Here is a 21,773-nt window from a genome sequence, read left to right on the forward strand (position 1 = left end):
ACCCTCCCCACCACCGTCCCCAGCGCACGCCCGATCGGAGCCGGCACATGAACCGAGCCCTGGGATACGCGGTGGCCGCCGTCCCGGCCGTCGCCTTCTTCGCCACCCCCTTCCTGCCCTTCGTCGACACCACCCGCCTCTGGTTCGGCCTGCCGGCCGTCCTCGTCTGGGGCGTCGTGTGGACCCTCGGCACCACCGCCGCGCTCGCCGTGACCGAGCGCCTGGGCACCCACCGCGACGAGCAGGAGGGCACGACGGCATGAACAGCACGATGGTGATCGCCCTCGCCGGGATGCTCGGCCTCGCGCTCCTCGGCGCCAGCGGCCGCCGGGCCCGGGCCCGCGCGCACGACCTCGGTGACTGGACGGTCGGCGGCCGCAGCTTCTCCACCCTCACCTCCTGGTTCCTGCAGGCGGGCGAGTTCTTCACCACCTTCAGCTTCCTCGGCTTTGCCGGGCTCGCCTTCAGCGGCGGCGTCGCCGCCGTCTACGCCCTGGGCTACCTGGCCCTCGGGCTGATCCCCATGTACTTCCTCGCCCCCCGCTTCTGGAAGCTGGGCCGCGACCACGGCTACGTCACCCAGGCCGACTTCTTCACCGAACGGTTCCGCAGCCCCCTGCTCGGCAAGGTCGTCGCCGTCGTCGGCGCCGTCTTCCTGCTGCCCTACCTGCAACTGCAGATCACCGGCCTCGGCGTGATCGTCCAACTCGCCACCGGCAGCCACTCCGGCGCACAGCTCAGCATGGTCCTGGCCACCGCCCTGACCGCCGCGTTCGTCCTGCTCGCGGGCATCCGCGGCATCGCCCGCGCCGCCTACGCCAAGGACGTCCTCATGGTCGGCGCCCTGGTGCTGCTGCTCGTCGCCGTCCCGCTCGGCGTCAGCGGCGGCTTCGGCGGACTGTTCTCCGGCATCCAGCACACCCGCCCCGAACTGCTGACGCTGCGCCAGGACGGCCTCGACGCCACCTGGTTCTGCTGCGCCATGCTGATCAGCAGCATCGGCACCGGCTTCAACACCATGCCGCACCTGTGGCCGGCCCTGCTGTCCGCCCGCAGCGGCCGCGCCCTGCAGAAGAACTACGTGTGGCTGCCGCTCTACCAGATCGCGCTGGCGATCCCCATCGTGATCGGCTTCGCCGGCGCGCTCGTGCTGCCCAGAGGCACCGCACCGAACGACGCCCTGCTCACCATGGCCGGACACGCCCTGCCGGGCTGGCTGGTCGGCGTCGTCGCGGTCGCGGCGGCCGGGGCGGCCATGGTGCCCTCCGCGGCCATCGTCATGGGCATCTCCTCCCTCGTCTCGCACAACCTGCTGCCCCGGGGCCTGGGCGGGCGTGCCCGGCTGCGCGCCAACCACGCGACCGTGCTCGTCGCCGCGGGCCTCGCCCTGCTGCTCGGCCTGACCCGGCCCGACCTCCTCGCCAACCTGCTGCTGCTCACCTTCGGCGGCCTCGCCCAGCTCGCCCCCGCGACCCTGGCCGGCCTGCGGGCCGAGGTCCGGCTGGGGGCCGCGCCGGCGCTGCTCGGCATCGTCACCGGCGTGGCCGTGCTCGGCTGGCTCACCTTCGGCGGCGTCGACCTCGGCAGCGTGGACGCCGGCCTCGTCGCCCTGGTCCCGAACATCGCCGTCACCTGGGCCGCCCACCTGCTCCTGCGGCAACCGGCCCCGCTGCCCGACCCCGCGGCCGAACCGGCCACCTCCCGGCCGTGACCGAACCGGCTCGGCCCGCAGGGGAAGCAGCAGGGGAAGCGGCTTCGCTGCCGCTGCCGAACCCGCCGGGTGTGCGGACCGCTTGACCTCCCCGCGACGGCACCGGAGGATCAGCTGTCATGACGCCTCGCCACGGCAGCACGGTCGACGCGGTCCTGCGGCGCAGCGCCCGGCGCACCCCGGCGCGGCTCGCCATCGAGTACGGCGACCGCCGCTGGACGTACGCCGAGCTGGACGACGCCGTCTCCCGCGCGGCGAGCGTCCTGCGGGAGCAGGGTCTCGCGCCGGGCGACCGGGTCGGCGCCTACGGCCACAACTCCGACGCCTACCTGATCGCCTTCCTCGCCTGCGCCCGCGCCGGCCTGGTGCACGTGCCGGTCAACCAGAACCTCACCGGCGACGACCTCGCCTACATCCTCGGCCAGTCCGGCAGCGCGCTCGTCCTGACCGACCCCGACCTCGCCGGGCATCTGCCCGGCGGGATGCGGGTCCTGGCGCTGCGCGACGCCGACGACTCGCTGCTCGCCCGCCTGGCGGCCGCGACGCCGTACGACGGTCCCGAGCCGCGCGACGAGGATTTGGTGCAGCTGCTGTACACCTCGGGCACCACGGCGCTGCCCAAGGGCGCCATGATGACCCACCGGGCACTGGTCCACGCGTACCTGAGCGCCATCACCGCCCTCGACCTGCGCGCGGGCGACCGGCCCGTGCACGCGCTGCCCCTGTACCACTCGGCGCAGACGCACGTGTTCCTGCTGCCCTACCTCGCCGTCGGCGCGACGAACATCGTCCTCGACGCGCCCGACGGCGACCGGATCCTTGACCTGGTCGAAGCGGGCCGCGTGGACAGCCTGTTCGCGCCGCCCACCGTCTGGATCGCCCTCGCGGGCCGCCCCGACTTCGCCGACCGCGACCTCCACGGGCTCCGCAAGGCGTACTACGGCGCCTCGATCATGCCCGTGCCGGTCCTCGAGCGGCTGCGCGCCCGCCTGCCGCACCTGGCTTTCTACAACTGCTTCGGCCAGAGCGAGATCGGTCCCCTGGCCATGGTCCTCGGCCCCGACGAGCACGAAGGGCGGATGGACTCCTGCGGGCGGCCGGTGCTCTTCGTCGAGGCCCGGGTGGTCGACACGGACGGCAAGGACGTGCCCGACGGCACGCCCGGCGAGATCGTCTACCGCTCCCCGCAGCTGTGCGAGGGGTACTGGGACAAGCCCGAGGAGACGGCCGAGGCGTTCCGCGACGGCTGGTTCCACTCCGGCGACCTCGCGGTGCGCGACGCGGAGGGCTACCACACCGTCGTGGACCGGGTGAAGGACGTCATCAACTCCGGAGGCGTGCTGGTGGCCTCCCGTCAGGTCGAGGACGCCCTCTACACGCACCCCGCGGTCGCCGAGGCCGCCGTGGTCGGCCTGCCCGACGACCGCTGGATCGAGGCGGTCACGGCGTTCGTCGTCCCGCGCGGCGGCGTCACCGAGGACGAACTGATCGCCCACACCCGCGCCCGCCTGGCCGCTTTCAAGGCCCCCAAGCGCGTCCACTTCGTCACCGAACTCCCGCGCAACGCCAGCGGGAAGATCCTGAAGCGGGAACTGCGGGATCTGCGGGAGCCGCAGGAGCCGCGGGACCTGCCGGATCCGCGGGACGCCATCGGCGGACCGTAGGCCCCTGGAGCCCGTTGCGGCACGATGGCGCCCATGCCGACGAACGAGATCACCGTCCCGGTCCCGCCGCACACGGCGGGCGGCGCGCCGGCACCGGCGCTCCGCCTGCGCCCGTGGCGCCCGGACGACGCCGCCGTGCTCGCCGCACTGCACCAGGACGACGCCCTGCGCCGCTGGACGACCGCCGCCGTCGAGGACGAGGCGGGCGCCGCCCGGTGGATCGAGGAACAGCGCCGGCACCGCGAGGCAGGCAACCGGTTCGCCTTCGCCGTCGTGGCGGCCGGCGGGGCGGGGGAGCGGGTGATGGGACACGTCGTCGTGAAGAACCTCGCCCCGGGCCGGGCGTCCGCCGAGGTCGGCTACTGGACGGCAGCGCACGCCCGCGGCCGGGGCGTGGCCCCCCGGGCCCTGGCGGCGCTGAGCGACTGGGCGTTCGCCACGTTCGCCGGCCGGGGACTGGCCCGCCTGGAACTGATCCACCAGGAGGACAACACCGCCTCCTGCCGGGTCGCCGCCAAGTGCGGCTACGACCTGACCGCGACTCTGCCCGCCGCGCCCCCGGCGTATCCGCGCGCCGGCCACCTGCACGCGCGCGCCGTGGTCACGCCCGCAGGTCCACGATCCGCTTGATCTTGCCCACCGAGCGCTCCAGCGAGCCCGGTTCGACGATCTCCACCCCGACCGAGACGCCGATGCCGTCCTTCACCGCCACGCCGATGGCGCGGGCGGCGGCCTCGCGGACCGCGGGGCCCGCGTCGGGGCGGGCCTCGGCGCGGACGGTGAGGGCGTCCGAGCGGCCCTCGCGGGTGAGGCGGAGCTGGAAGTGGGGGGCCACACCCGCGGTGCGCAGGACGATCTCCTCGATCTGCGTGGGGAACACGTTCACCCCGCGCAGGATCACCATGTCGTCGGTGCGGCCGGTGATCCTCTGCATGCGGCGGAAGACGCGCGCCGTGCCCGGCAGCAGCCGGGTCACATCCCGCGTCCGGTAGCGGATCACCGGCATCGCCTCCTTGGTGAGCGAGGTGAACACCAGCTCGCCCTCCTCGCCGTCGGGCAGCACCTCGCCGGTGATCGGATCGACGACCTCCGGGAAGAAGTGGTCCTCCCAGATGTGCGGGCCGTCCTTGGTCTCCACGCACTCCTGCGCGACCCCCGGCCCGATCACCTCCGACAGCCCGTAGATGTCGACCGCGTCGATCCCGCACCGCTCCTCGATCTTCCGGCGCATCTCCTCCGTCCACGGCTCCGCCCCGAACACGCCCCCCTCCAGCGAGGTGGAGCGCGGATCGACGCCCTGCCGCTCGAACTCGTCGAGCAGCGTGAGCATGTACGACGGCGTGACCATGATGATCCGCGGCCGCAGGTCCTGGATCAGCTGCACCTGCCGGGCCGTCATCCCGCCCGAGGCCGGCACGACCGTGCAGCCGAGCCGCTCGGCGCCGTAGTGGGCGCCCAGGCCGCCGGTGAACAGGCCGTATCCGTAGGCGACGTGCACCACGTCACCGGGCCGGGCGCCCGCCGCCCGCAGGGAGCGGGCCACCATGTCCGCCCACAGGGACAGATCCCGGTCGGTGTAGCCGACGATCGTGGGCCGCCCGGTGGTGCCGCTGGAGGCGTGGATGCGGCGGATCCGCTCGCGCGGCACCGCGAACATCCCGAACGGATAGGTCCCCCGCAGGTCCTCCTTGCTGGTGAAGGGGAAGCGGGCCAGGTCCGCGAGGGTGCGGCAGTCCTCCGGGCGCACACCGGCCCGGTCGAAGGAGGCCCGGTGGAAGGGCACGTTCTCGTACGCGTGCCGCAGACAGGCCCGCAGTCGCTGAAGCTGCAGCGCCCGCAGCTCCGGCACGTCGAGCCGTTCCCCCGAGTCCAGCAGCTCCGTCACATCCGCCATCGGGACTCTCCCTCACCTACCGCGACAATACGGTCGACCGATCATTCGGTTGACACTTGCCGGGGTCAGTAATCCAGGCCGGCCGGCCGCAGGCAAGAGGCCTGCAAGAAAAAAATCCCCGGCGCCCGCGAGAAAAGATCCGCGGCGGCCGGCAGGGAGGAATCTCCGGCGGCCGGCCGGGGAAAACCCCTGGCAGATCCCGCGCGCCGCCGCCAGGATCCCCGCATGCCGACTTTCACCGCGCCCGACGGAACCCGGCTCGCCTACCACCTGCGGGGCCGGGGGGAGCCCCTCGTCGTCCTGCCCGGCGGGCCCATGCGGGCCTCCGCCTACCTCGGGGACCTCGGCGGGCTCACCGCGCACCGCCGCCTGGTCCTCCTCGACCTGCGCGGCACCGGCGAGTCCGCCCCGCCCGCCGATCCCGCGACGTACCGCTGCGACCGGCAGGTCGAGGACGTGGAGGCGCTGCGCGCGCACCTCGGCCTGGAACGCGTGGACCTGCTCGGCCACTCGGCGGGCGGCAGCCTCGCCGCGCTCTACGCCGCCGGCCACCCCCGGCGCGTGGCCCGGCTCGCGCTGATCACCACGGCCGTGCGCCCGCCCGGCCTGAGCGCGACGGCCGCGGACCGGCTGGCCGCGGCCCGGCTCCGGAGCGGCGAGGCGTGGTTCGAGGCGGCGTACCCGAAACTGGCGGCCTGGCTGGCCGGCACGGCCGGCTACGACCTCTTCCTCGCCCCGTTCTTCTACGGCCGCTGGGACGAGACGGCCCGCGCCCACGCGCAGGCCGACGAGCGGCAGACCAACGAGGACGCCGCCGCCCGCTACTTCGCCGAGGCCGCCTTCGACCCGGCGGCCACCCGCGCCGCGCTCAGCGAGCTGGCCGCCCCGGTCCTCGTCCTCGCCGGCGGCCTCGACGGCGGACCCGGCCCCGACCTCGCCCGCCGGACCGCCGAGGCGTTCGCGCACGCGGAGTTCCTGGTGCAGCCCGGGGCGGGGCACTACCCGTGGCTCGACGACCCGGAGTGGTTCGTCTCGCGGGTCGCCGCCTTCTTCGCCGGGCCCGCTCCGCTCTCCGCGAAGTGATCACCCGCCCCGGCGGACGGCCTCTACGGTGCCGTCCATGGACACCGCACCGCGCACGGTCAAGGCCAACGGCATCACCCTCGCCTACCGCGTCCAGGGGCCGCGGGAGGCGCCCCCCGTCGTGCTGCTGCACTGCCGCGGCGCCGACGGCGCCGACTGGACGCCGATCGCCCGGCGCCTGGCCGACGGCGCGCACCCCCGCCGGGTGTACGCGCCCGATCTGCGCGGACACGGGCGCAGCGACCGGCCCGGCGCCTACGCCCATGAGATGCTGCGCGACGACATCGCCGGCTTCCTCGGCGCGCTCGGCATCGACCGGGCCGACATCGTGGGCCACTCGCTCGGCGGCGCCGTCGCCTACCTGCTCGCCCAGCACGCACCCGGCCTCGTCCGCAGGCTCGTCCTGGAGGACGTGCCCGCGCCGCTGCCGCTGGACCCGCCCCGGCCGCCGGCCGAGCGGCCCGAGGGAGACCTGCCCTACGACTGGGCCATGATCGAGGCCACCGACGAGCAGCGCAACGCCCCGCACCCCTCCTGGTGGGAGCACATGAGTCGGATCTCCGCGCCCACGCTGCTGGTGAGAGGCGGTCCCAGCAGCTTCGTCCCGCAGGAGCAGATCGCCGCCATGGCCGCGCGGATACCCCTCGCTCGGGTCGTCACCGTCGACGCCGGGCACCTCGTCCACGAGAGGCGTCCCGAGGAGTTCCTGGCCGTCGTGGAGCCGTTCCTGACCGGCTGACCGCACGGCGCACCGCCGACCGCGCACATGTCCCGCGCACACGCCCTGTCGGCGCACCGCGGCGATCGCTAGGCTGACCCGCGGACGACGATTCGGGAGGAGCACGGACGTGGCCGAGAGCACTGTCCAGCGGCACCCGCTGGCGGGATGGGACAAGCCGGAGCTGGACCTCAGCAACGCCGAGTGGCAGTCCGGCAGCCGGGGCCTGGGCGATGTCCAGATCGCCTTCGTCGAGGGGTTCATTGCCATGCGCAACAGCCGGCGGCCGGACAGCCCCTCCCTGATCTTCACCCCCGCGGAGTGGGGTGCGTTCGTCTCGGGCGCCCGAGAGGGAGAGTTCGACCTGACCTGAGCCGACCTGAGCGGACCTGAGCCGACCCGGTGGGAGTGCGGCCGGCGCGGGCGAGGCCGCCCGTCCGGCCACCGGTGCGCCCGGCCCGGCGGATCTCCGTTCCGGGTGATGGCGCGGCCCGTTCGCGGGCCGCCCGCACGTCGCGCGGCCGGGCGGGACACGTACCATGGCGGCATGTCGTTCCTCCGTCGCCGCAGCGCCACCCCCGCCGGGCCCGACTTCGACGTACTGGCCATGGATCCGGGCGACTGGCCCGGCAACCTCGGTGCCGGCCTGCTGCCCGCGCCCGACGGCAGCTGCCAGGGCGTGTTCCTGCGCTACGACCTCTTCGGCGGCCGTGGCACCGCGATGATCATCGGCAATCTGCCCGAGGGATCCCCGGCCCGTGACGTCGCCGAGGGCGAGGTGCCCTTCGAGGTGGCCCAGCTGCTGCTGGCCCTGGAGAACGACGAGGAGGTCACCGTCGTCGGCACCGAGGACACCCCGGTGCTGCAGGGCGACAACCTCCTGATCGTGCGGCGCCTGAAGCTGTCCGAGAGCCGGATCTCCTGCGTGCAGTTCGACCGCAGCGACGGCGTCCTGGTCACCATCGCCGCCTGGGACCGCCCGATCACCGACGACCTGTACGCCCTGCTCAAGCCGCTGCCCGCCGAACTGTTCCAGCAGGGCTGATCCGACCGCACCACGACGACGGACAAGGGCCGACCCCTCTCGGGGCCGGCCCTTGCGCGGTACTGCGCGGGGTGCGTCGGCGACCCTAGGCGCCCGACCGTTCGAGACGTACGTCCGCGGCGCGGACGAACGCCACCCGGTGGCCGAACTGGATCTCGTAGTACAGGTCCTTGCCGACCACCACCCGGTGCGAGTCGGTGGTGAAGGTGACCGCGTAGAAGTACTCACCCGGCACCGCGCCGCCGACCACGTACTTCTGTCCCGCGGGCAGCCGGTACGGCAGCGGCGAGACGGACTGCACCGGCACACCCGCCGGGTAGGCCGCCTTCTCCGGATACGCCCGCCCGTACACCGGCACGCTGTCCACCCCGTCCTTCGGCGTCACCACCGCACCGGAGGCGTTCACCGCCGTCGGCTGCTGCGCCGGGTTCTGGAACCAGGCCTTCTGCCCCAGGTACCAGATCGCCGTCCAGTCGCCCTGGCGGTCGGCGACCGCGTACTGCTGCCCGGTCTCCGCCCGGGAGGACACGTCGTTCACGTCGGTCGTGGAGTCACCGCCGTCCGGCCGGTCGCCGATGTCCTTGACCAGCGGCGCGGACGTGTCGGGCCGCGTGTACAGCCGCACCTCGTTGGAACCGTGCGGCGCGCACGGCTCGCCGGGCGCGTCGCAGCCCGTGTACTCCGTGCGGTTCGCCGCGTAGTCGGGGCGGATCGTCACCAGTCCGCCGTTCTTGCCGGCGCTCGGCTCGAAGGGGCGGCCGAGCAGCTGGAAGTAGTGCCGCCAGTCCCAGTACGGGCCGGGGTCGGTGTGCATGCCGGGGATGGTGCCGGTGGTCGGGCCCGGCACGGTGTCGTGGCCGAGGATGTGCTGCCGGTCCAGCGGGATGTCGTACTTCTGCGCGAGGTATTTCACCAGCCGCGCCGACGAGCGGTACATCGCCTCCGTGTACCAGGCGTCCGGAGCGGTGAGGAAGCCCTCGTGCTCCAGGCCGATCGAGGTGGCGTTGACGTACCAGTTGCCCGCGTGCCACGCCACGTCCTTGGCCTTCACATGCTGGGCGATGTGCCCGTCGGTGGAGCGCAGCGTGTAGTTCCACGACACATAGGTGGGGTCCTTGATGAGGTTGAGGACGCCGTCCCAGGTGCCCTCCGTGTCATGGATGACGATGTACCGGATGCGCTCGGAGGCGGGCCGGTCGCCCAGGTCGTGGTTGCCGTAGTCGTCGGTGCCGAACTCCTCGTACGGCGCCGGGACCCACTCGCAGGACACCGAGGACGGGCACTCGGTCTCCGCCGAAGACGCCGGGCGCAGGCCCGTCCGCGCCAGCTGCGCGGTGTCGGGGACCAGCCGCGGACGGGCGGCCAGCACGACCTGCTGGCCGGCGTCCGTGGTGCGCCGCTCACCGGAGCGGATCACGCGGTACACGTCGTTCGCGTACGCCGCCGCCGTGGCGCGGTCGTCCGCGCCGGAGAACTCCGCCACCGCCCCGTACCAGTCGGCCGGATCGGCGCTGAGGGGCTCGCCGAGTTTCTTCTGCGCGGCGGCCAGCAGGGCCGCGCCGCCCGCCACGTTCGCGGCCGCGTCCGAACGCAGCCGCTCGGCGGGGATGCCGGTCAGCTCGGCCGCCTTGGTCAACGTCTTGAGCCGGTCGGGCAGCGCGGAGGCCGCCGGCACCTCGGCGTCCGGGTGCAGGGCGGGGCGGGCGTCGTCGCCGCGCGGGTCCTCGGCGCCGTCGCTGTGGTGCGGCGCCCGGGCGAGCGCGGTGCGCGCGTCGGTGAGGTGCATGGGGCCGTAGCCGCCGGTCACGCTCGGGGCACCGGCGTGACCGTCCCAACGGGACTGCAGATAGGAGACGCCCAGCAGCACGCTGAGCGGCACGTGGTACTCGGCCGCCGCGCCGGCGAACGCTTTCTGCAGACGGCTCGTCCCGGCCGGGTCGGATGCGGCGGAAGTGACCGCGGTGGCGGAGGGGGCGGTGCCCAGCAGCGGCAGCAGCAGTGCCGCGCAGGCGACGGCTCCCGCCGTCCTGCGCGCACGCCGGCCCGCCCGCGGCACGTGTCTGTCGTCCGGCGCGGACGTGGGGTCGGTGGCGGAACCTCGCAATGCGGCCTCCTGGGGCGCTCGGCGTGGCGGGGCGTGCGGGACGGATACCACTGAGGTCGGCGTGGGTCAGTGGTACCGGCTGTCCGACGATCCGTCAATCATGCGCTCCTGGAGGTGATTTCCCACGTCACGCGGGGGGTCGGCGAGTTTCGCGGCGGCGGCACGCGGGCCTGCGGGGCGTCAGTGGCGTACACCAATGGTCCCTGTCGGCGGCTCCTGCCGCGGGTGCCGCGCGCCCGGGGAGCGCACAGGTCCGTGGTGCGTCCGCCGTGCGGCGGGCGTACCACGGACCAAGGGGGGCCATCAGCGGGTGCCGACCGCCGCGCGCACCGCCTTGCGGGCCAGCTGGCAGTCGTCGTGCAGGCGCCGCAGCAGCAGCCGCTGCTCCTCACCGGAGGGCACGCCGGCCGGCTGGCCCGTGCCCGGTGCCGCCGGGGCCGGGTCCTGCATCGACCGCTGCACGGCCATCTCGTAGGTGCGGATCTCCCGGGTCAGTACGAGCATCAGGTTCACCAGGAACGCGTCCCGTGCGGCCGGGCCCGCGGCCTGCGCGAGCTGGCTGATCTGGCGCCGGGCCACCGGCGCGTCGCCGAGCACCGCCCACAGCGTCGCCAGGTCGTACCCCGGCAGGTACCAGCCCGCGTGCTCCCAGTCCACCAGCACGGGACCGGCCGGTGACAGAAGGATGTTGGACAGCAGCGCGTCTCCGTGGCAGAACTGGCCCATGCCCTGCCGGCCCGCCGCGTGCGCGATGCCGTGCAGCAGCTTTTGCAGGTCGCCCAGGTCCCGGTCGGTGAGCAGCCCCAGCTCGTGGTAGCGGGAGATGCGCGCCGCGTAGTCCAGCGGGGCGTCGAACGTGCCCGCCGGGGGACGCCAGGAGTTCAGCCGGCAGATGGCGCCGAGGGCCGCCCTGATGTCGGCCCGCGGCGGGGTCTCCAGCGGGTGCCGCTGCAGCGCGGCCACCCGGCCGGGCATCCGCTCGATCACCAGGGTGCAGGTGTCCGGGTCCGCCGCGATCAGCCGGGGCACGCGGATGGGGGGCCGGTGCCGGACGAACGAGCGGTAGGCCGCTATCTCGTGCCGGTAGCGCTCGGCCCACGTGGGGGAGTGGTCCAGTAAACACTTGGCGACGGCCGTGCTGCGTCCGGTCGTGCCCACCAGGAGCACCGAGCGTCCGTTGCGGCGCAGCACCTGCACGGGAGCGAACTCCGGGCAGATGCGGTGCACCGACGCCAGAGCCGTGCGCAGCTGGGCCCCTTGTGGGCCGGACAAGTCGAGTCTCCCGCTGAGTGGCCCGGCGCCGGGCGCCGCGGCGCGCCGCGGCCGGCCCACGCCGAGCACCGGGGCCGCCGGGCGCGCCGGTTCGAGGTAGGGGCCGCCCGCGCCCGGGCGGGGACGCAGCGACCGGGGCGGGGCGGACACGGAGGACGATGCTGCGTACATGACCGAGACAGATCCCTTCGTGTGCCTGCTGCTGGACGCGCCCCGCCCGGCCCGGACGCCCGGGTGCACCCTGGGGAATGCACCTGTCATATCCGGTTGGCATAACCGGTGGCGACCGGGTCGGGGTGGCGCATTCCTACCTGACACCCCATGACCGGTGGCACACCATCTGGCGCACCCTGGCGAACCCTGGCGAATAGTCGCCGGGCATGTCACGGCAGGTCTACTGTCAACTCAGCCGAGTACCTGGGGGCTTGACGTGACAGGACAACCCAACACCCGTCCCGCGGACCCGTTCGGCCTGGCCGGCTGGTCCAAAGGGGAACTCGCGAGGCTGGTCAACCGGCAGGCGGCGGCCATGGGCCACCCCCAGCTGGCGACCGACACCTCCCGGGTGCGGCGGTGGATCGACATGGGAGAGATCCCGCGCGATCCCGTGCCGCGGGTGCTGGCGGCCCTGTTCACCGAGCGTCTCGGCCGTGTCGTGACCATCGAGGACCTCGGTCTGGTACGGCACGGGCGTACGGGGAAACGGCAGGGTGGCGGGGACGAGGAACTTCCCGACGGCATGCCGTGGGCGCCCGAGCAGACCGCCGCGGTCCTCACCGAATTCACGGGAATGGACCTCATGCTCAACCGACGCGGCTTGGTGGGCGCGGGTGCCGCGCTCACCGCGGGATCCGCACTCAGCGGCGCCATGCACGACTGGCTGCACACCGACCCGACACTCAAGGCCGACGCACCGGACCTCGACCACCCCCTGCACGCCGACCCCGCCGGGTTCGACCGCTACGACGCCGCCCCCGTCGGGTCGCAGGAGGTGGCGGAGCTGGAACGCTCCGTGGAGGTGTTCCGGGCGTGGGACGCCGCCCGCGGCGGCGGACTGCAGCGCAAGGCGGTGGTCGGCCAGCTCAACGAGGTGGGCGGCATGCTCACCTACCGTCACCCGCCGCACCTGCAGCGCCGGCTGTGGGGCGTCGCGGCCAACCTGGCCGTGCTGGCCGGCTGGATGTCCCACGACGTCGGTCTGGAGCCGACGGCGCAGAAGTACTTCATCATCGCCACGCACGCCGCGCGCGAGGGAGGCGACCGGCCGCGGGCCGGTGAGGCGCTGTCCCGGGCCGCGCGCCAGATGGTGCACCTGGGCCGCCCCGACGACGCGCTGGACCTGATGCGGCTCGCCCAGTCCGGTGCGGGGGAGCAGTTGCAGCCGCGCACCAAGGCGATGTTCCACACCATCGAGGCGTGGGCGCAGGCCGCCATGGGCAAGGGCCAGGCGATGCGCCGCACCCTCGGCCGGGCGGAGGAGCTGTTCGTCTCCGACAAGGGCGACGGCGAGCCGCTGGACTGGATGCAGACCTTCAAGGACGAGGACCTGTACGGCATGCAGGCGCTGGCGTACCGCACGCTGGCGGAGTTCGACCCGGGCGCGGCCGTGCACGCCCAGCACTACGCGGAGAAGGCCCTGGCCCTCCGGATCGACGGACGCGAACGGTCGAAGATCTTCGACCACCTGTCCATGGCGTCCGCCTGCTTCATCGCCGACGACCCCGAACAGGCGGCCCGGTACGCGCGGCTGGCCCTGATGGCGATGGGCTCCAACTCCTCGCGCCGCACCTGGCACCGGCTGCGTGAGATGTACCGGCTCACCGCCCAGTACGCCACCTACCCGAAGATCCACGAGCTGCGGGAGGAGATCGAGCTGGCGATGCCCAGGACCAAGGGCAAGGGCGCCGCCGGCAGCGCAGCGGTGTGACGGCCGGGGCCAGGGGCCCGGTTCACGACACCACGCGGGCGACGAGCACACAGCCCTCCTGCGCACACTCGCCGGTACCGCACTCCTCCACGACCGTGCGCACGCAGTCCCGTGCCGTGCGGGCCGTGGCGAACCGCGGGGCGAGACCGAGCAGGCGGTCCGCGGCGGGCGCGCCGCCGTGCCCGGGAAGCAGCGCGTCGGTGTGCAGCAGGAGCAGGTCGCCCACGGCGAGGGTCGCCTCGGCCTGTCCGTAGGCGGCGTCCGGGCCGGCGCCCAGCGGGACGCCGTCCGGGGCGTCCAACGCCCGTCCCGTCGCGTCGCGGAACAGCAGCGGGGCGGGGTGGGCGGCCCGCGCCCAGAGCAAGGTGCGGGTGGCGGGCCGGTAGCGGCAGCACACGGCGCTGCCCAGGGCCGGCCGGCCGGTGGTGTCCAGCAGCTGGTTCAGCCAGGCCAGCAGCCGGTCCGGCGCGGCGCCCGCCATGGCCATGCCGCGTACGGCACCCAGCAGCATCGCCATGTCGGCGGCCAGGGCGGGCCGGTGCCCGGTGAGGCCGCCGACGGCGAGCAGCGTATCGCCGTCGGGCAGTTCCAGCGCGTCGTACCAGTCGCCGCCGATCCCGCTGCCGGGCGCGGCGGGCAGGTGGTGGGCGGCGCACTCGAACGCGGGGCGGCCCCGGCGGGCGAGTGGCCGACAGCCGCGCCACGCCGGCGGCACGCCGTCCCGCAGGGCCCGGTCGAGTCGCTGCTCGGCCCCGGCCCCGTGCCGGTGGTGCCGCAGCGCCTCCCGGCTCTCGCGCACCGCCGACTCGCTGTGCCGCAGGGCGCTCACGTCCCGCAGCACGGCCCACATCGAGGCGGTGGAGCCGTCGGCGTCGAGCACCGGCTCGCCCATCAGGTGCACGGTGCGGACCGCGCCGTCCGGCCGTACGATGCGCAACTCGCCGTCGATGGGCCGGGCGTCGACGAGGCAGCCGGTGACCATCGCGGTCAGCAGGGGCCGGTCCTCCTCCAGCACCACGGAGGGCAGTTCGTCGAGGGTGAGGGCGGGCGTGGCCGGGTCGCGGCCGAGGATCTCGTAGAACTCGTCGGACCAGCCGGCCTCGTCCGTCAGCAGGTTCCATTCCGCGCTGCCCACCGCGCCGAGCAGGGCCCCGCGCGGCGCGGCGGACCGCTCGGCGGTGGCCGCCGCCGGTCCGGCCGGGGCCGTGGGCAGCGGGGGCGGGCCGTTCCGTAACTGGGCCAAGTGCACGTCCAGATCGCGGAGTTGATGTGACGCCAGCTCGCACAGGGCGCGTTCCCAGCGGCCCCGCGGGTCCGCCGTGTCGCTCTGCGTCTCGGTTTCCCGGCGCACGGCGTCCATCTGGCCCCGAAGCCGGCGTGTCTGGGTTATCAGGGCGTCGACCGAACCGCCGCGTCCCGGCGGCTGGTCGGCCGATCGGTCCGCGGAGGGGTGGGACGGCATGACGCACTCCGATACGGGGACGGCGGGACACAGCCAGGGCGGGGGAGGGACCGTGACGACTCTTGCACAGCGAGCCGCGGCCCGTAAGGGATTCGGCAAGACACGATACGGTGGTGCACCTGGCATATGCCACCGTCTTCTCCGCCGGATCCGCTGGTGTTTTCGGCCGAGCCGGCCGGGTGGTCGCGGCGTAGTGGGTCTACGTCTCCTGACGGGCCGTCGGGGCGTTCGAGTTCCCGCTCACACGCACATTCGATGGTCATGTGTTCGGTCGGAGCGGTCCCGGGTGCGGTACGCGAGTCGGTGTGACGCACATCACATCACTTTCTGATGTCGCGGGTGTCAGACACCCGCCCCTGCGGGCTCCTGACAAACACAGGGCACCACCGGCCGACCCTCCGACCCGTACGGGAGACCACCACCATGGACACCACCCTCGAACAGCCCGCCCCCGCCCGTCTGATCACCGCCGACGGGCGGGCGCGCGCCGTGTCGGCCACGTTGCGCTACGCCTCCGCCGACCCGCTCGCCGTCCACCTGGACTTCCCGCCCGACGCCTCCCTGGACGGCAGGGAGGTGTGCTGGACCTTCGCCCGCTCCCTGCTGGAGGAGGGGCTCGGGCAACCCGCCGGGGTGGGGGACGTGCGCCTGTGGCCCTGCGGCGACGCCCGTACGGCCCTGGAGCTGCACTCCTCGTCCGGCATGGCCCTGCTGCAGTTCGCCACCCCGGCGCTGCGCCGCTTCCTGCTGCGCACCTACGCCGTCGTCGCGGCCGGCCGGGAGGACGCCGGCGCGGCCGTCGACCGGGGGCTGAGCGCTCTGTTCGGCACGGTCTGAGCCCGGTCCTCCCGGGGGCCGGCGCGTCGTCCGGGCCGCGTGCGCCGGTGGGGCCGTCCGGGACGTGGGCCGGCTGCCGTCTGCGGGCGCCCAGGTGTGGGGCCACCGGGGTTTTGGGTCATCCGGGTCGGGGGAAGTGCTGAAGGTGGGGAGCCGCCGGAAGGGTCGGTTGTGTACAGGAGCGAGGGCGGGCGCGCCGGCCCGGGAGGCGGCGGCGGGGGTGTTCACGCGAACGCCTCGACCGTGACGCCGGCCGCCGCCAGTTCCTCGCGCACCCGGCGGGCCAGCAGCGCGGCGGCCGGGGTGTCGCCGTGCACGCACAGCGAGCGGGCCGCGCTGCGCAGCACCCGGCCGTCGGCGGCCACGATCTCCCCGTCCCGGGCCAGCCGTACCGACCGGGCCACCACCTGCTCGGGGTCGTGCAGCACGGCGCCGGGCTCGCTGCGCGGCACCAGGGTGCCGTCGGGCCGGTAGGCGCGGTCGGCGAACGCCTCCTCGACGGTGGGCAGCCCGGCCTCGGCCGCCGCCGCCAGCAGCCGGGAGCCGGGCAGGCCGAGCACCGGCAGCCGCTGCCCGCCGGCGGCGTCACCGGCCAGCCGGACGCCGGCGACGACCGCGGCGGCCTGCTCGGCGTCGTGCACCGCGCGGTTGTAGAGCGCGCCGTGCGGCTTGACGTAGGAGACGGCGGTGCCGGCGGCGCGCGCGAAGACGTCCAAGGCGCCTATCTGGTAGGCGACTTCGGCGGACAGCTCGGCGGCCGGCACGTCCATGGCGCGACGACCGAAGCCGGCCAGGTCCCGGTAGGAGACCTGGGCGCCGATGCGGACGCCCCGCGCGGCGGCCAGCTCGCAGACGCGGCGCATGGTGGCGGGATCGCCGGCGTGGAAGCCGCAGGCGACGTTGGCGCTGGTGACCGAGGCGAGCAGGGCCTCGTCGTCGGTGAGCCGCCAGTGGCCGAAGCCCTCACCGAGGTCGGCGTTGAGGTCGATCGTCGCGTTCATCCCGCGCAACGTATGCGATCGTTCAACAATCCTGCAAGAGGTCGAGCCCTCGAGTGAGCCCCGGCACACCCCTCCAGGCTGCGGTGACCGCCCGCACCGTCCGGTCCGTCGGCGCCCGAGTGGCGTGGGTCACCCTTGTCGGATCGTTCAACAAGCCTCTAGCCTGCCGGGACATCATCAACGGAAGGGAGGAGGCGGCATGATCGTTCTCCTCGGCGTCCTCGTGGTGGTCCTCGGCTTCGCGACGCGCCGCAACCCGCTGCTCGTCGTCGGCGTGGCCGGGATCGTCACCGGGCTGCTGGGCAAGCTCTCCCCGCTGGAGATCCTGCGGACCTTCGGCGAGAGCTTCGCGTCCAGCCGCTCGGTGACGATCTTCGCCATCACGCTGCCCGTCATCGGCCTGCTGGAGCGCAACGGCCTGCAGCAGCAGGCCCGCACCCTCATCGGCAAACTCGGCACCAAGCTGACCACCGGCCGCTTCCTGGCCCTGTACCTGCTGATCCGTCAGCTCACCGCCGCGGTCGGCCTGCAGACCATCGGCGGCCCCGCACAGAGCGTCCGGCCGATGATCGCGCCGATGGCGGAGGCCGCCGCCGAGCGCCGCAACGGCGGCCGGCCGCTGCCCGAGAAGATCCGGGAGAAGGTGCGCGCGCACGCCGCGGGCGCCGACACCGTCGGTGTGTTCTTCGGCGAGGACTGCTTCCTCGCCATCGGCTCCATCCTGCTCATCACCGGGCTGGTCAACAGCACGTACCACACCCACCTGGAGCCGCTGCACCTCGCGCTGTGGGCGATCCCCAGCGCCGTGTGCGCCTTCCTCGTCCACGGCGGCCGGCTGCTGCGCCTGGACCGCACGCTGGAGCGCGAACTCGTCACCGCGAACGCGCGGATGACCGTCGAGCGCGAGGACGCGCGCGGCCGTGACGCACGGGAAGGACGGTCCGCCAAGTGATCAAGTCCGAATGGTTCTTCTGGCTGGTCGGCGCCGTCTTCGTCGTCATGGCCGGCCAGATGCTCGTCGACCGCAGCAACCCCAAGCGCTACGGCACCTCCGCCTTCTGGGGGCTGCTGGGCCTGTGCTTCTTCTACAGCACCTGGGTCAACGACAAGACCCTGCCCGCCGAACCGCTCGGCATCGCCGTGCTGGTCCTGATCTGCCTCGGCGGCTTCAACCTCACCGGCAAGGGCACGCCGCGCACCACCGGCGAGAGCGAACGCGTCCGGCTCGCCGAACGCTTCGGCAACAAGCTGTTCGTGCCCGCCCTGACCATCCCGGTGGTCGCCATGGTCTGCGCGGTCGTCGTGCCCAAGTTCGCGATCGGCGGCCACCGGCTGCTGGAGAAGGGCAGCGAGACCATCCTCGGCCTGGGCGTGGGCGCGATCGTCGCGCTCGGCGTGGGCATGTGGGTGCTGCGCGAGCGGCGGGTCAGCGTGCCGCTGCACGCCGGCCGCGGACTGCTGGAGTCCATGGGCTGGGCCCTGGTGCTGCCGCAGCTGCTGACCGTGATGGGCGCGATTTTCCAGGCGGCCGGGGTCGGCACCCAGGTCGGGAAGATCACCGAGTCGGTGCTGCCGGACGGGCAGAAGCTGGCCGCCGTGGCGCTGTACTGCGTGGGCATGTTCGTCTTCACCGTCATCATGGGCAACGCCTTCGCCGCGTTCCCCGTGATGACCGCCGCCGTCGGCTGGCCGGTGCTGATCGAGCAGATGCACGGCAACGCGCCCGCCGTCCTCGCCGTCGGCATGCTCGCCGGGTTCTGCGGCACGCTGTGCACGCCCATGGCGGCCAACTTCAACCTCGTACCGGCCGCGCTGCTCGAACTGAAGGACCAGTACGGGCCGATCAAGGCGCAGGCGCCCACGGCCGCGGTCCTGCTGTGCTGCAACATCCTCATCGTCTATCTCTTCGCTTTCTAGGCGGCGCCCCTCCATGCACGACACCCCCACCGCACCGACCGCTCCCACCCCCTCTCCCGACGCACCGAGCAGCACCGTGCGGGTGCTGGTCACCGGTTTCGCCCCGTTCGACGGCGAGAGGGTCAACCCGTCCTGGCAGGCCGCCGAACTCCTCGCCGCCCGGCCGCCCGCCGGGCTCGACGTCACCGCCGTCCGGCTCAGCTGCGCCTTCGGCACCGCCCTGGACGAACTGCGCGCCGCCCTGGACGCCGCCGGGCCGGACCTGGCGCTGGTGGTCTGCCTCGGCCAGGCCGGCGGGCGCCCCGACCTGACCGTCGAACGCGTCGCGATCAATGTGGACGCCGCCCGCATCCCCGACAACGCCGGCCGGCAGCCCGTCGACGAACCCGTCGTGCCCGGCGGCCCCGCCGCCTACTTCAGCACCCTGCCGATCAAGGCGTGCGTCGCCGCGGCCCGCGCCGCAGGCGTCCCGGCCTCCGTCTCCCAGACCGCCGGCACCTTCGTGTGCAACCACGTCTTCTACGGGCTGGCCCACCTGCTCGCCACCGAGCGCCCCGGCGTCCGGGGCGGCTTCGTCCACGTGCCCTACAGCCCCGAGCAGGCGGCGGCCCAGCGCCCCGTACCGCCGTCGCTGTCGGTGCCGGACGCCGTACGCGGCCTGTGCGCGATCCTCACCGCCGCCGCCCGCACCGCCACCGACATCCGCGAGACCGGAGGAGCGACCCATTGAGCACGACCAGCGGCACGCCGGACACCCCGCCCGCCGGGGCCCGGGAGGGGGACCGGCGGCTCACGGCCCGCGCCGCGCGCTTCGCCGAGGTGGCCCTGGCCAACATCACCCGGGAGTACCCGAACGCACCCGCGCACCTCCTCGCGGGCCCGCACGAACTCGTCCCGCCCCGCACCCTGCACCCCGCCTTCTACGGCGCCTACGACTGGCACTCCAGCGTCCACATGCACTGGCTGCTGCTCCGGCTGCTGCGGCTGCCCTGGGACGGCGAGGCCGCGACGAGCACGCTGCGGGCGGACGTCGTGCGCGCGCTGGACGCTCACCTGACCACCCGCGCCCTGTCCGCGGAGGCCGCCTACCTGCGCGCCCACCCCTCCTTCGAGCGGCCCTACGGGTGGGCGTGGCTGCTGGCCCTCACCGGCGAGAGCGCCGCACTGATCGCGCAGCAGGAGCGCTCCGGGACGCAGGCGTCCGGGCTCCTCGACGCGGCCCGGCGCTGGCACACCGCGCTCGCCCCGGCCGCCGCCACCGTCGCCGACCTGCTCCTCGCCTGGCTGCCGAAGGCGACGTACCCCGTCCGGCACGGCACCCACGCCAACAGCGCCTTCGCCCTGGGCCTGGTCCTCGACAGCGCCGACCGGGCCGGAGTGCCGCACCTGGCGGCCCCCGTGGCGGACAGGATCCGCCGGTGGTACCTCCCCGACCACGGCGCGGCCACCCGCTGGGAGCCCTCCGGCCAGGACTTCCTCTCGCCGCTGCTGTGCGAGGCGGACGCGGTGCGCCGGGTGCTGCCCGCGCGGGAGTTCGCTCACTGGCTGGAGCGGTTCCTGCCCGAGCTGGGGAGCACCGGCGGCGACTTCCTGCCGCCCCCGCGGATCTCGGACGCGGCGGACCCGCAGATCGGGCACCTGCTCGGCCTGTGCCTCAGCCGCGCCGCCGCGCTGCGCGGTATCGCGGACGCCCTGCCGGACGGCGACGTCCGCGCCCCCGTCCTCACCGCGGCGGCCACGGCCAACCTGGCGGCGGCGCTGCCCGCGACCACCTCCGGGGACTTCACCACGGACCACTGGCTCGCCACCTTCGCGACCCTCGCCCTGGGGGACGGCGTCCGCGCCTGACCGACCTCGGCCGACCCGTGCCGGTCCCCGCCGGCCTCGGCCGGCATGCGCCGATCCGGCCGGTCCCCCCGTCCTCCGTCGGCTCACGCCGGGCCCGGCGCGCGGCGCCCCCTGCGGCGTCCCGCGCGCCGGGGGTCGTACGGTGGTGGACATGGCCCCTCCGCTTCCGGGTCCGCTCGAGCACCTGGCACCGCTGCTCAGCCACTACGGCTACTGGGCCGTGGGCGGCGTGGTCCTCGTGGAGGACTTCGGGATCCCCGCGCCCGGCGAGACGATCCTGATCGCGGCCGGGGTGTACGCCGGCGCGGGCGAGCTGAACGTCGTCGCCGTGGGGGTCATCGGGTTCCTCGCCGCCGTCGTCGGCGACAACATCGGCTATCTGATCGGCCACTTCGGGGGCCGCGCCTTCGTCCACCGCTGGGGCAGGTACGTCTTCCTGACGCCGGAGCGGTTCGAGAAGGCCGAGCGGTTCTTCACCCGGCACGGCGGCAAGATCGTCACCGTGGCCCGCTTCATCGAGGGACTGCGCCAGGCCAACGGCATCATTGCGGGCACCACCGGCATGCACTGGCTGCGCTTCCTCGCCTTCAACGCGCTCGGCGCGGCCCTGTGGGTGGGCCTGTGGGTCACGCTCGCCTACATCGCCGGCACGCACATCAACGCCGTCTACGACACCGTCAAGCAGTACGAGGTGTACGTGCTGGTGGCCCTCGGCGTCCTCGTCGTCGCGCTGATCGCCCGGCACCTGCTGCGCCGCCGCCGGCGCAAGGAGACCTGAGCGGCGGCGTGCGACTCCCCGGTCGGCGCGGCGGAACGCCCCGGGCCGGAGTGTCGGGCGTCCTGGGCCGGCGCGTGCGACGTCCCCGGCAGGTGCGTCACGGGAGCGGAGAAGATCCCCTTACGATGGGCCCATGACGTCCGGCGCCCGCACCCGCTCCCTGGCGAGCCGTGCCCGCTGGACCCTGCTCGTCCTGGCCGTGCTGGCCGGACTGGTCGGCATGCACGCGCTGTCGCCCGGCGGGATGCCCTCGGTGGGACAGCACGGCGCCATGGCCCCGATGCCCGCACACCACGGGACCGCGCGGACGGAGGCCGCCCAGGCCCCCTGGGCCGCCCACCACGCCGCGCCCGTGCACCGGGCCGGCGACACCTGCCGCCACGTGTCCGACCCGGACCCCGGCGGTGCGGCGATGCGGCACGCCGGGGGCACCTGCACGGCCGCCGGTACGTCCACCGGGTACGTGCCGCCCGCCCTGCTTCCCGCCCCGGCCGGCCCCGGCCGCCCCGCGC

21 protein-coding genes are annotated in these 21,773 nt (G+C 74.2%); 16 read left to right on the forward strand and 5 right to left on the reverse strand.

The features are described from left to right. Positions 1 to 47: 47 nt before the first annotated feature. The 4 genes from GV126_RS27890 (at position 48) to GV126_RS27905 (ending at position 4,005) form a co-directional block, all read left to right on the forward strand. On the forward strand, positions 48 to 263 hold the full coding sequence (locus GV126_RS27890) for a hypothetical protein (RefSeq protein ID WP_028423491.1): 216 nt from the start codon (positions 48 to 50) through the stop codon (positions 261 to 263). Beyond that, entirely contained in the window at positions 260 to 1,711 is a 1,452-nt protein-coding gene (locus GV126_RS27895; RefSeq protein WP_201299885.1) for a sodium:solute symporter family protein, read from the forward strand. The genes GV126_RS27890 and GV126_RS27895 overlap by 4 nt, the downstream gene beginning before the upstream one ends. A 119-nt stretch (positions 1,712 to 1,830) precedes the next feature. Next, positions 1,831 to 3,375 carry an acyl-CoA synthetase gene (locus tag GV126_RS27900; protein ID WP_159671922.1) on the forward strand — a complete coding sequence of 515 codons (1,545 nt, stop codon included), beginning with the start codon at positions 1,831 to 1,833 and terminating at the stop codon, positions 3,373 to 3,375. A 33-nt stretch (positions 3,376 to 3,408) separates the two neighbouring features. Beyond that, the gene (locus GV126_RS27905; protein ID WP_159671924.1) at positions 3,409 to 4,005 is read left to right on the forward strand and encodes a GNAT family N-acetyltransferase; all 597 of its coding nucleotides are present in this window, start codon (positions 3,409 to 3,411) and stop codon (positions 4,003 to 4,005) included. On the opposite strand, the gene paaK is transcribed toward GV126_RS27905, so the two are convergent. Beyond that, a complete protein-coding gene (gene paaK / locus GV126_RS27910) occupies positions 3,977 to 5,269 on the reverse strand; it encodes a phenylacetate--CoA ligase PaaK (protein WP_159671926.1) in 1,293 nt (430 codons plus the stop codon). The genes GV126_RS27905 and paaK overlap by 29 nt on opposite strands. Before the next feature lie 225 nt (positions 5,270 to 5,494). On the opposite strand from paaK, the gene GV126_RS27915 reads away from it, so the two are divergent. The 4 genes from GV126_RS27915 to GV126_RS27930 all read left to right on the forward strand — a co-directional run bounded on the left by GV126_RS27915 (position 5,495) and on the right by GV126_RS27930 (position 8,115). Beyond that, entirely contained in the window at positions 5,495 to 6,352 is an 858-nt protein-coding gene (locus tag GV126_RS27915; RefSeq protein ID WP_159671928.1) for an alpha/beta fold hydrolase, read from the forward strand. Between the two features lie 37 nt (positions 6,353 to 6,389). Then, positions 6,390 to 7,091 (forward strand): alpha/beta fold hydrolase, encoded by a 702-nt coding sequence (locus GV126_RS27920; protein WP_159671930.1) that lies wholly within the window; start codon positions 6,390 to 6,392, stop codon positions 7,089 to 7,091. Between the two features lie 109 nt (positions 7,092 to 7,200). Then, the gene (locus GV126_RS27925) at positions 7,201 to 7,443 is read left to right on the forward strand and encodes a DUF397 domain-containing protein (RefSeq protein WP_159671932.1); all 243 of its coding nucleotides are present in this window, start codon (positions 7,201 to 7,203) and stop codon (positions 7,441 to 7,443) included. 174 nt (positions 7,444 to 7,617) lie between these two features. Beyond that, positions 7,618 to 8,115, forward strand: a complete 498-nt coding sequence (locus GV126_RS27930; RefSeq protein ID WP_028423497.1) for a hypothetical protein — start codon at positions 7,618 to 7,620, stop codon at positions 8,113 to 8,115. A gap of 85 nt (positions 8,116 to 8,200) precedes the next feature. Here GV126_RS27930 and GV126_RS27935 read toward each other — a convergent pair whose 3' ends face one another. Continuing rightward, complete coding sequence (locus GV126_RS27935) at positions 8,201 to 10,219, reverse strand: N-acetylmuramoyl-L-alanine amidase (RefSeq protein ID WP_159671934.1); 2,019 nt, start codon at positions 10,217 to 10,219, stop codon at positions 8,201 to 8,203. 303 nt (positions 10,220 to 10,522) lie between these two features. Then, positions 10,523 to 11,662, reverse strand: a complete 1,140-nt coding sequence (locus GV126_RS27940) for an aminoglycoside phosphotransferase family protein (protein WP_159671936.1) — start codon at positions 11,660 to 11,662, stop codon at positions 10,523 to 10,525. A gap of 259 nt (positions 11,663 to 11,921) precedes the next feature. Here GV126_RS27940 and GV126_RS27945 point away from each other — a divergent pair, with 259 nt between their 5' ends. After that, positions 11,922 to 13,418, forward strand: coding sequence for a DNA-binding protein NsdB (locus tag GV126_RS27945; protein WP_159671938.1), 1,497 nt, complete (start codon positions 11,922 to 11,924; stop codon positions 13,416 to 13,418). A 22-nt stretch (positions 13,419 to 13,440) separates the two neighbouring features. On the opposite strand, the gene GV126_RS27950 is transcribed toward GV126_RS27945, so the two are convergent. Beyond that, positions 13,441 to 14,880, reverse strand: a complete 1,440-nt coding sequence (locus tag GV126_RS27950) for a PP2C family protein-serine/threonine phosphatase (RefSeq protein ID WP_159671940.1) — start codon at positions 14,878 to 14,880, stop codon at positions 13,441 to 13,443. Between the two features lie 423 nt (positions 14,881 to 15,303). Here GV126_RS27950 and GV126_RS27955 point away from each other — a divergent pair, with 423 nt between their 5' ends. Next, a complete protein-coding gene (locus tag GV126_RS27955; protein ID WP_028423502.1) occupies positions 15,304 to 15,717 on the forward strand; it encodes an SsgA family sporulation/cell division regulator in 414 nt (137 codons plus the stop codon). Between the two features lie 224 nt (positions 15,718 to 15,941). Here GV126_RS27955 and GV126_RS27960 read toward each other — a convergent pair whose 3' ends face one another. After that, positions 15,942 to 16,718 (reverse strand): LamB/YcsF family protein, encoded by a 777-nt coding sequence (locus GV126_RS27960; protein WP_159671942.1) that lies wholly within the window; start codon positions 16,716 to 16,718, stop codon positions 15,942 to 15,944. 199 nt (positions 16,719 to 16,917) lie between these two features. Here GV126_RS27960 and GV126_RS27965 point away from each other — a divergent pair, with 199 nt between their 5' ends. The 6 genes from GV126_RS27965 to GV126_RS27990 form a co-directional block, all read left to right on the forward strand. Continuing rightward, complete coding sequence (locus GV126_RS27965; protein ID WP_159671944.1) at positions 16,918 to 17,670, forward strand: DUF969 domain-containing protein; 753 nt, start codon at positions 16,918 to 16,920, stop codon at positions 17,668 to 17,670. Continuing rightward, positions 17,667 to 18,635 (forward strand): DUF979 domain-containing protein, encoded by a 969-nt coding sequence (locus GV126_RS27970; protein WP_159671946.1) that lies wholly within the window; start codon positions 17,667 to 17,669, stop codon positions 18,633 to 18,635. The genes GV126_RS27965 and GV126_RS27970 overlap by 4 nt, the downstream gene beginning before the upstream one ends. A gap of 13 nt (positions 18,636 to 18,648) precedes the next feature. Continuing rightward, positions 18,649 to 19,365 carry a pyroglutamyl-peptidase I gene (gene pcp, locus GV126_RS27975; protein WP_159671948.1) on the forward strand — a complete coding sequence of 239 codons (717 nt, stop codon included), beginning with the start codon at positions 18,649 to 18,651 and terminating at the stop codon, positions 19,363 to 19,365. A gap of 89 nt (positions 19,366 to 19,454) precedes the next feature. Next, entirely contained in the window at positions 19,455 to 20,483 is a 1,029-nt protein-coding gene (locus tag GV126_RS27980) for a DUF2891 family protein (protein ID WP_236570306.1), read from the forward strand. Positions 20,484 to 20,634: 151 nt separating this feature from the next. Continuing rightward, entirely contained in the window at positions 20,635 to 21,261 is a 627-nt protein-coding gene (locus GV126_RS27985) for a DedA family protein (protein ID WP_159671952.1), read from the forward strand. A 133-nt stretch (positions 21,262 to 21,394) separates the two neighbouring features. Beyond that, a partial coding sequence (locus GV126_RS27990; RefSeq protein WP_159671954.1) for a DUF6153 family protein occupies positions 21,395 to 21,773 on the forward strand: 379 nt, incomplete at its 3' end.

Source organism: Streptomyces mexicanus (genome assembly GCF_902506575.1).
GTDB lineage: Bacteria > Actinomycetota > Actinomycetes > Streptomycetales > Streptomycetaceae > Streptomyces > Streptomyces mexicanus.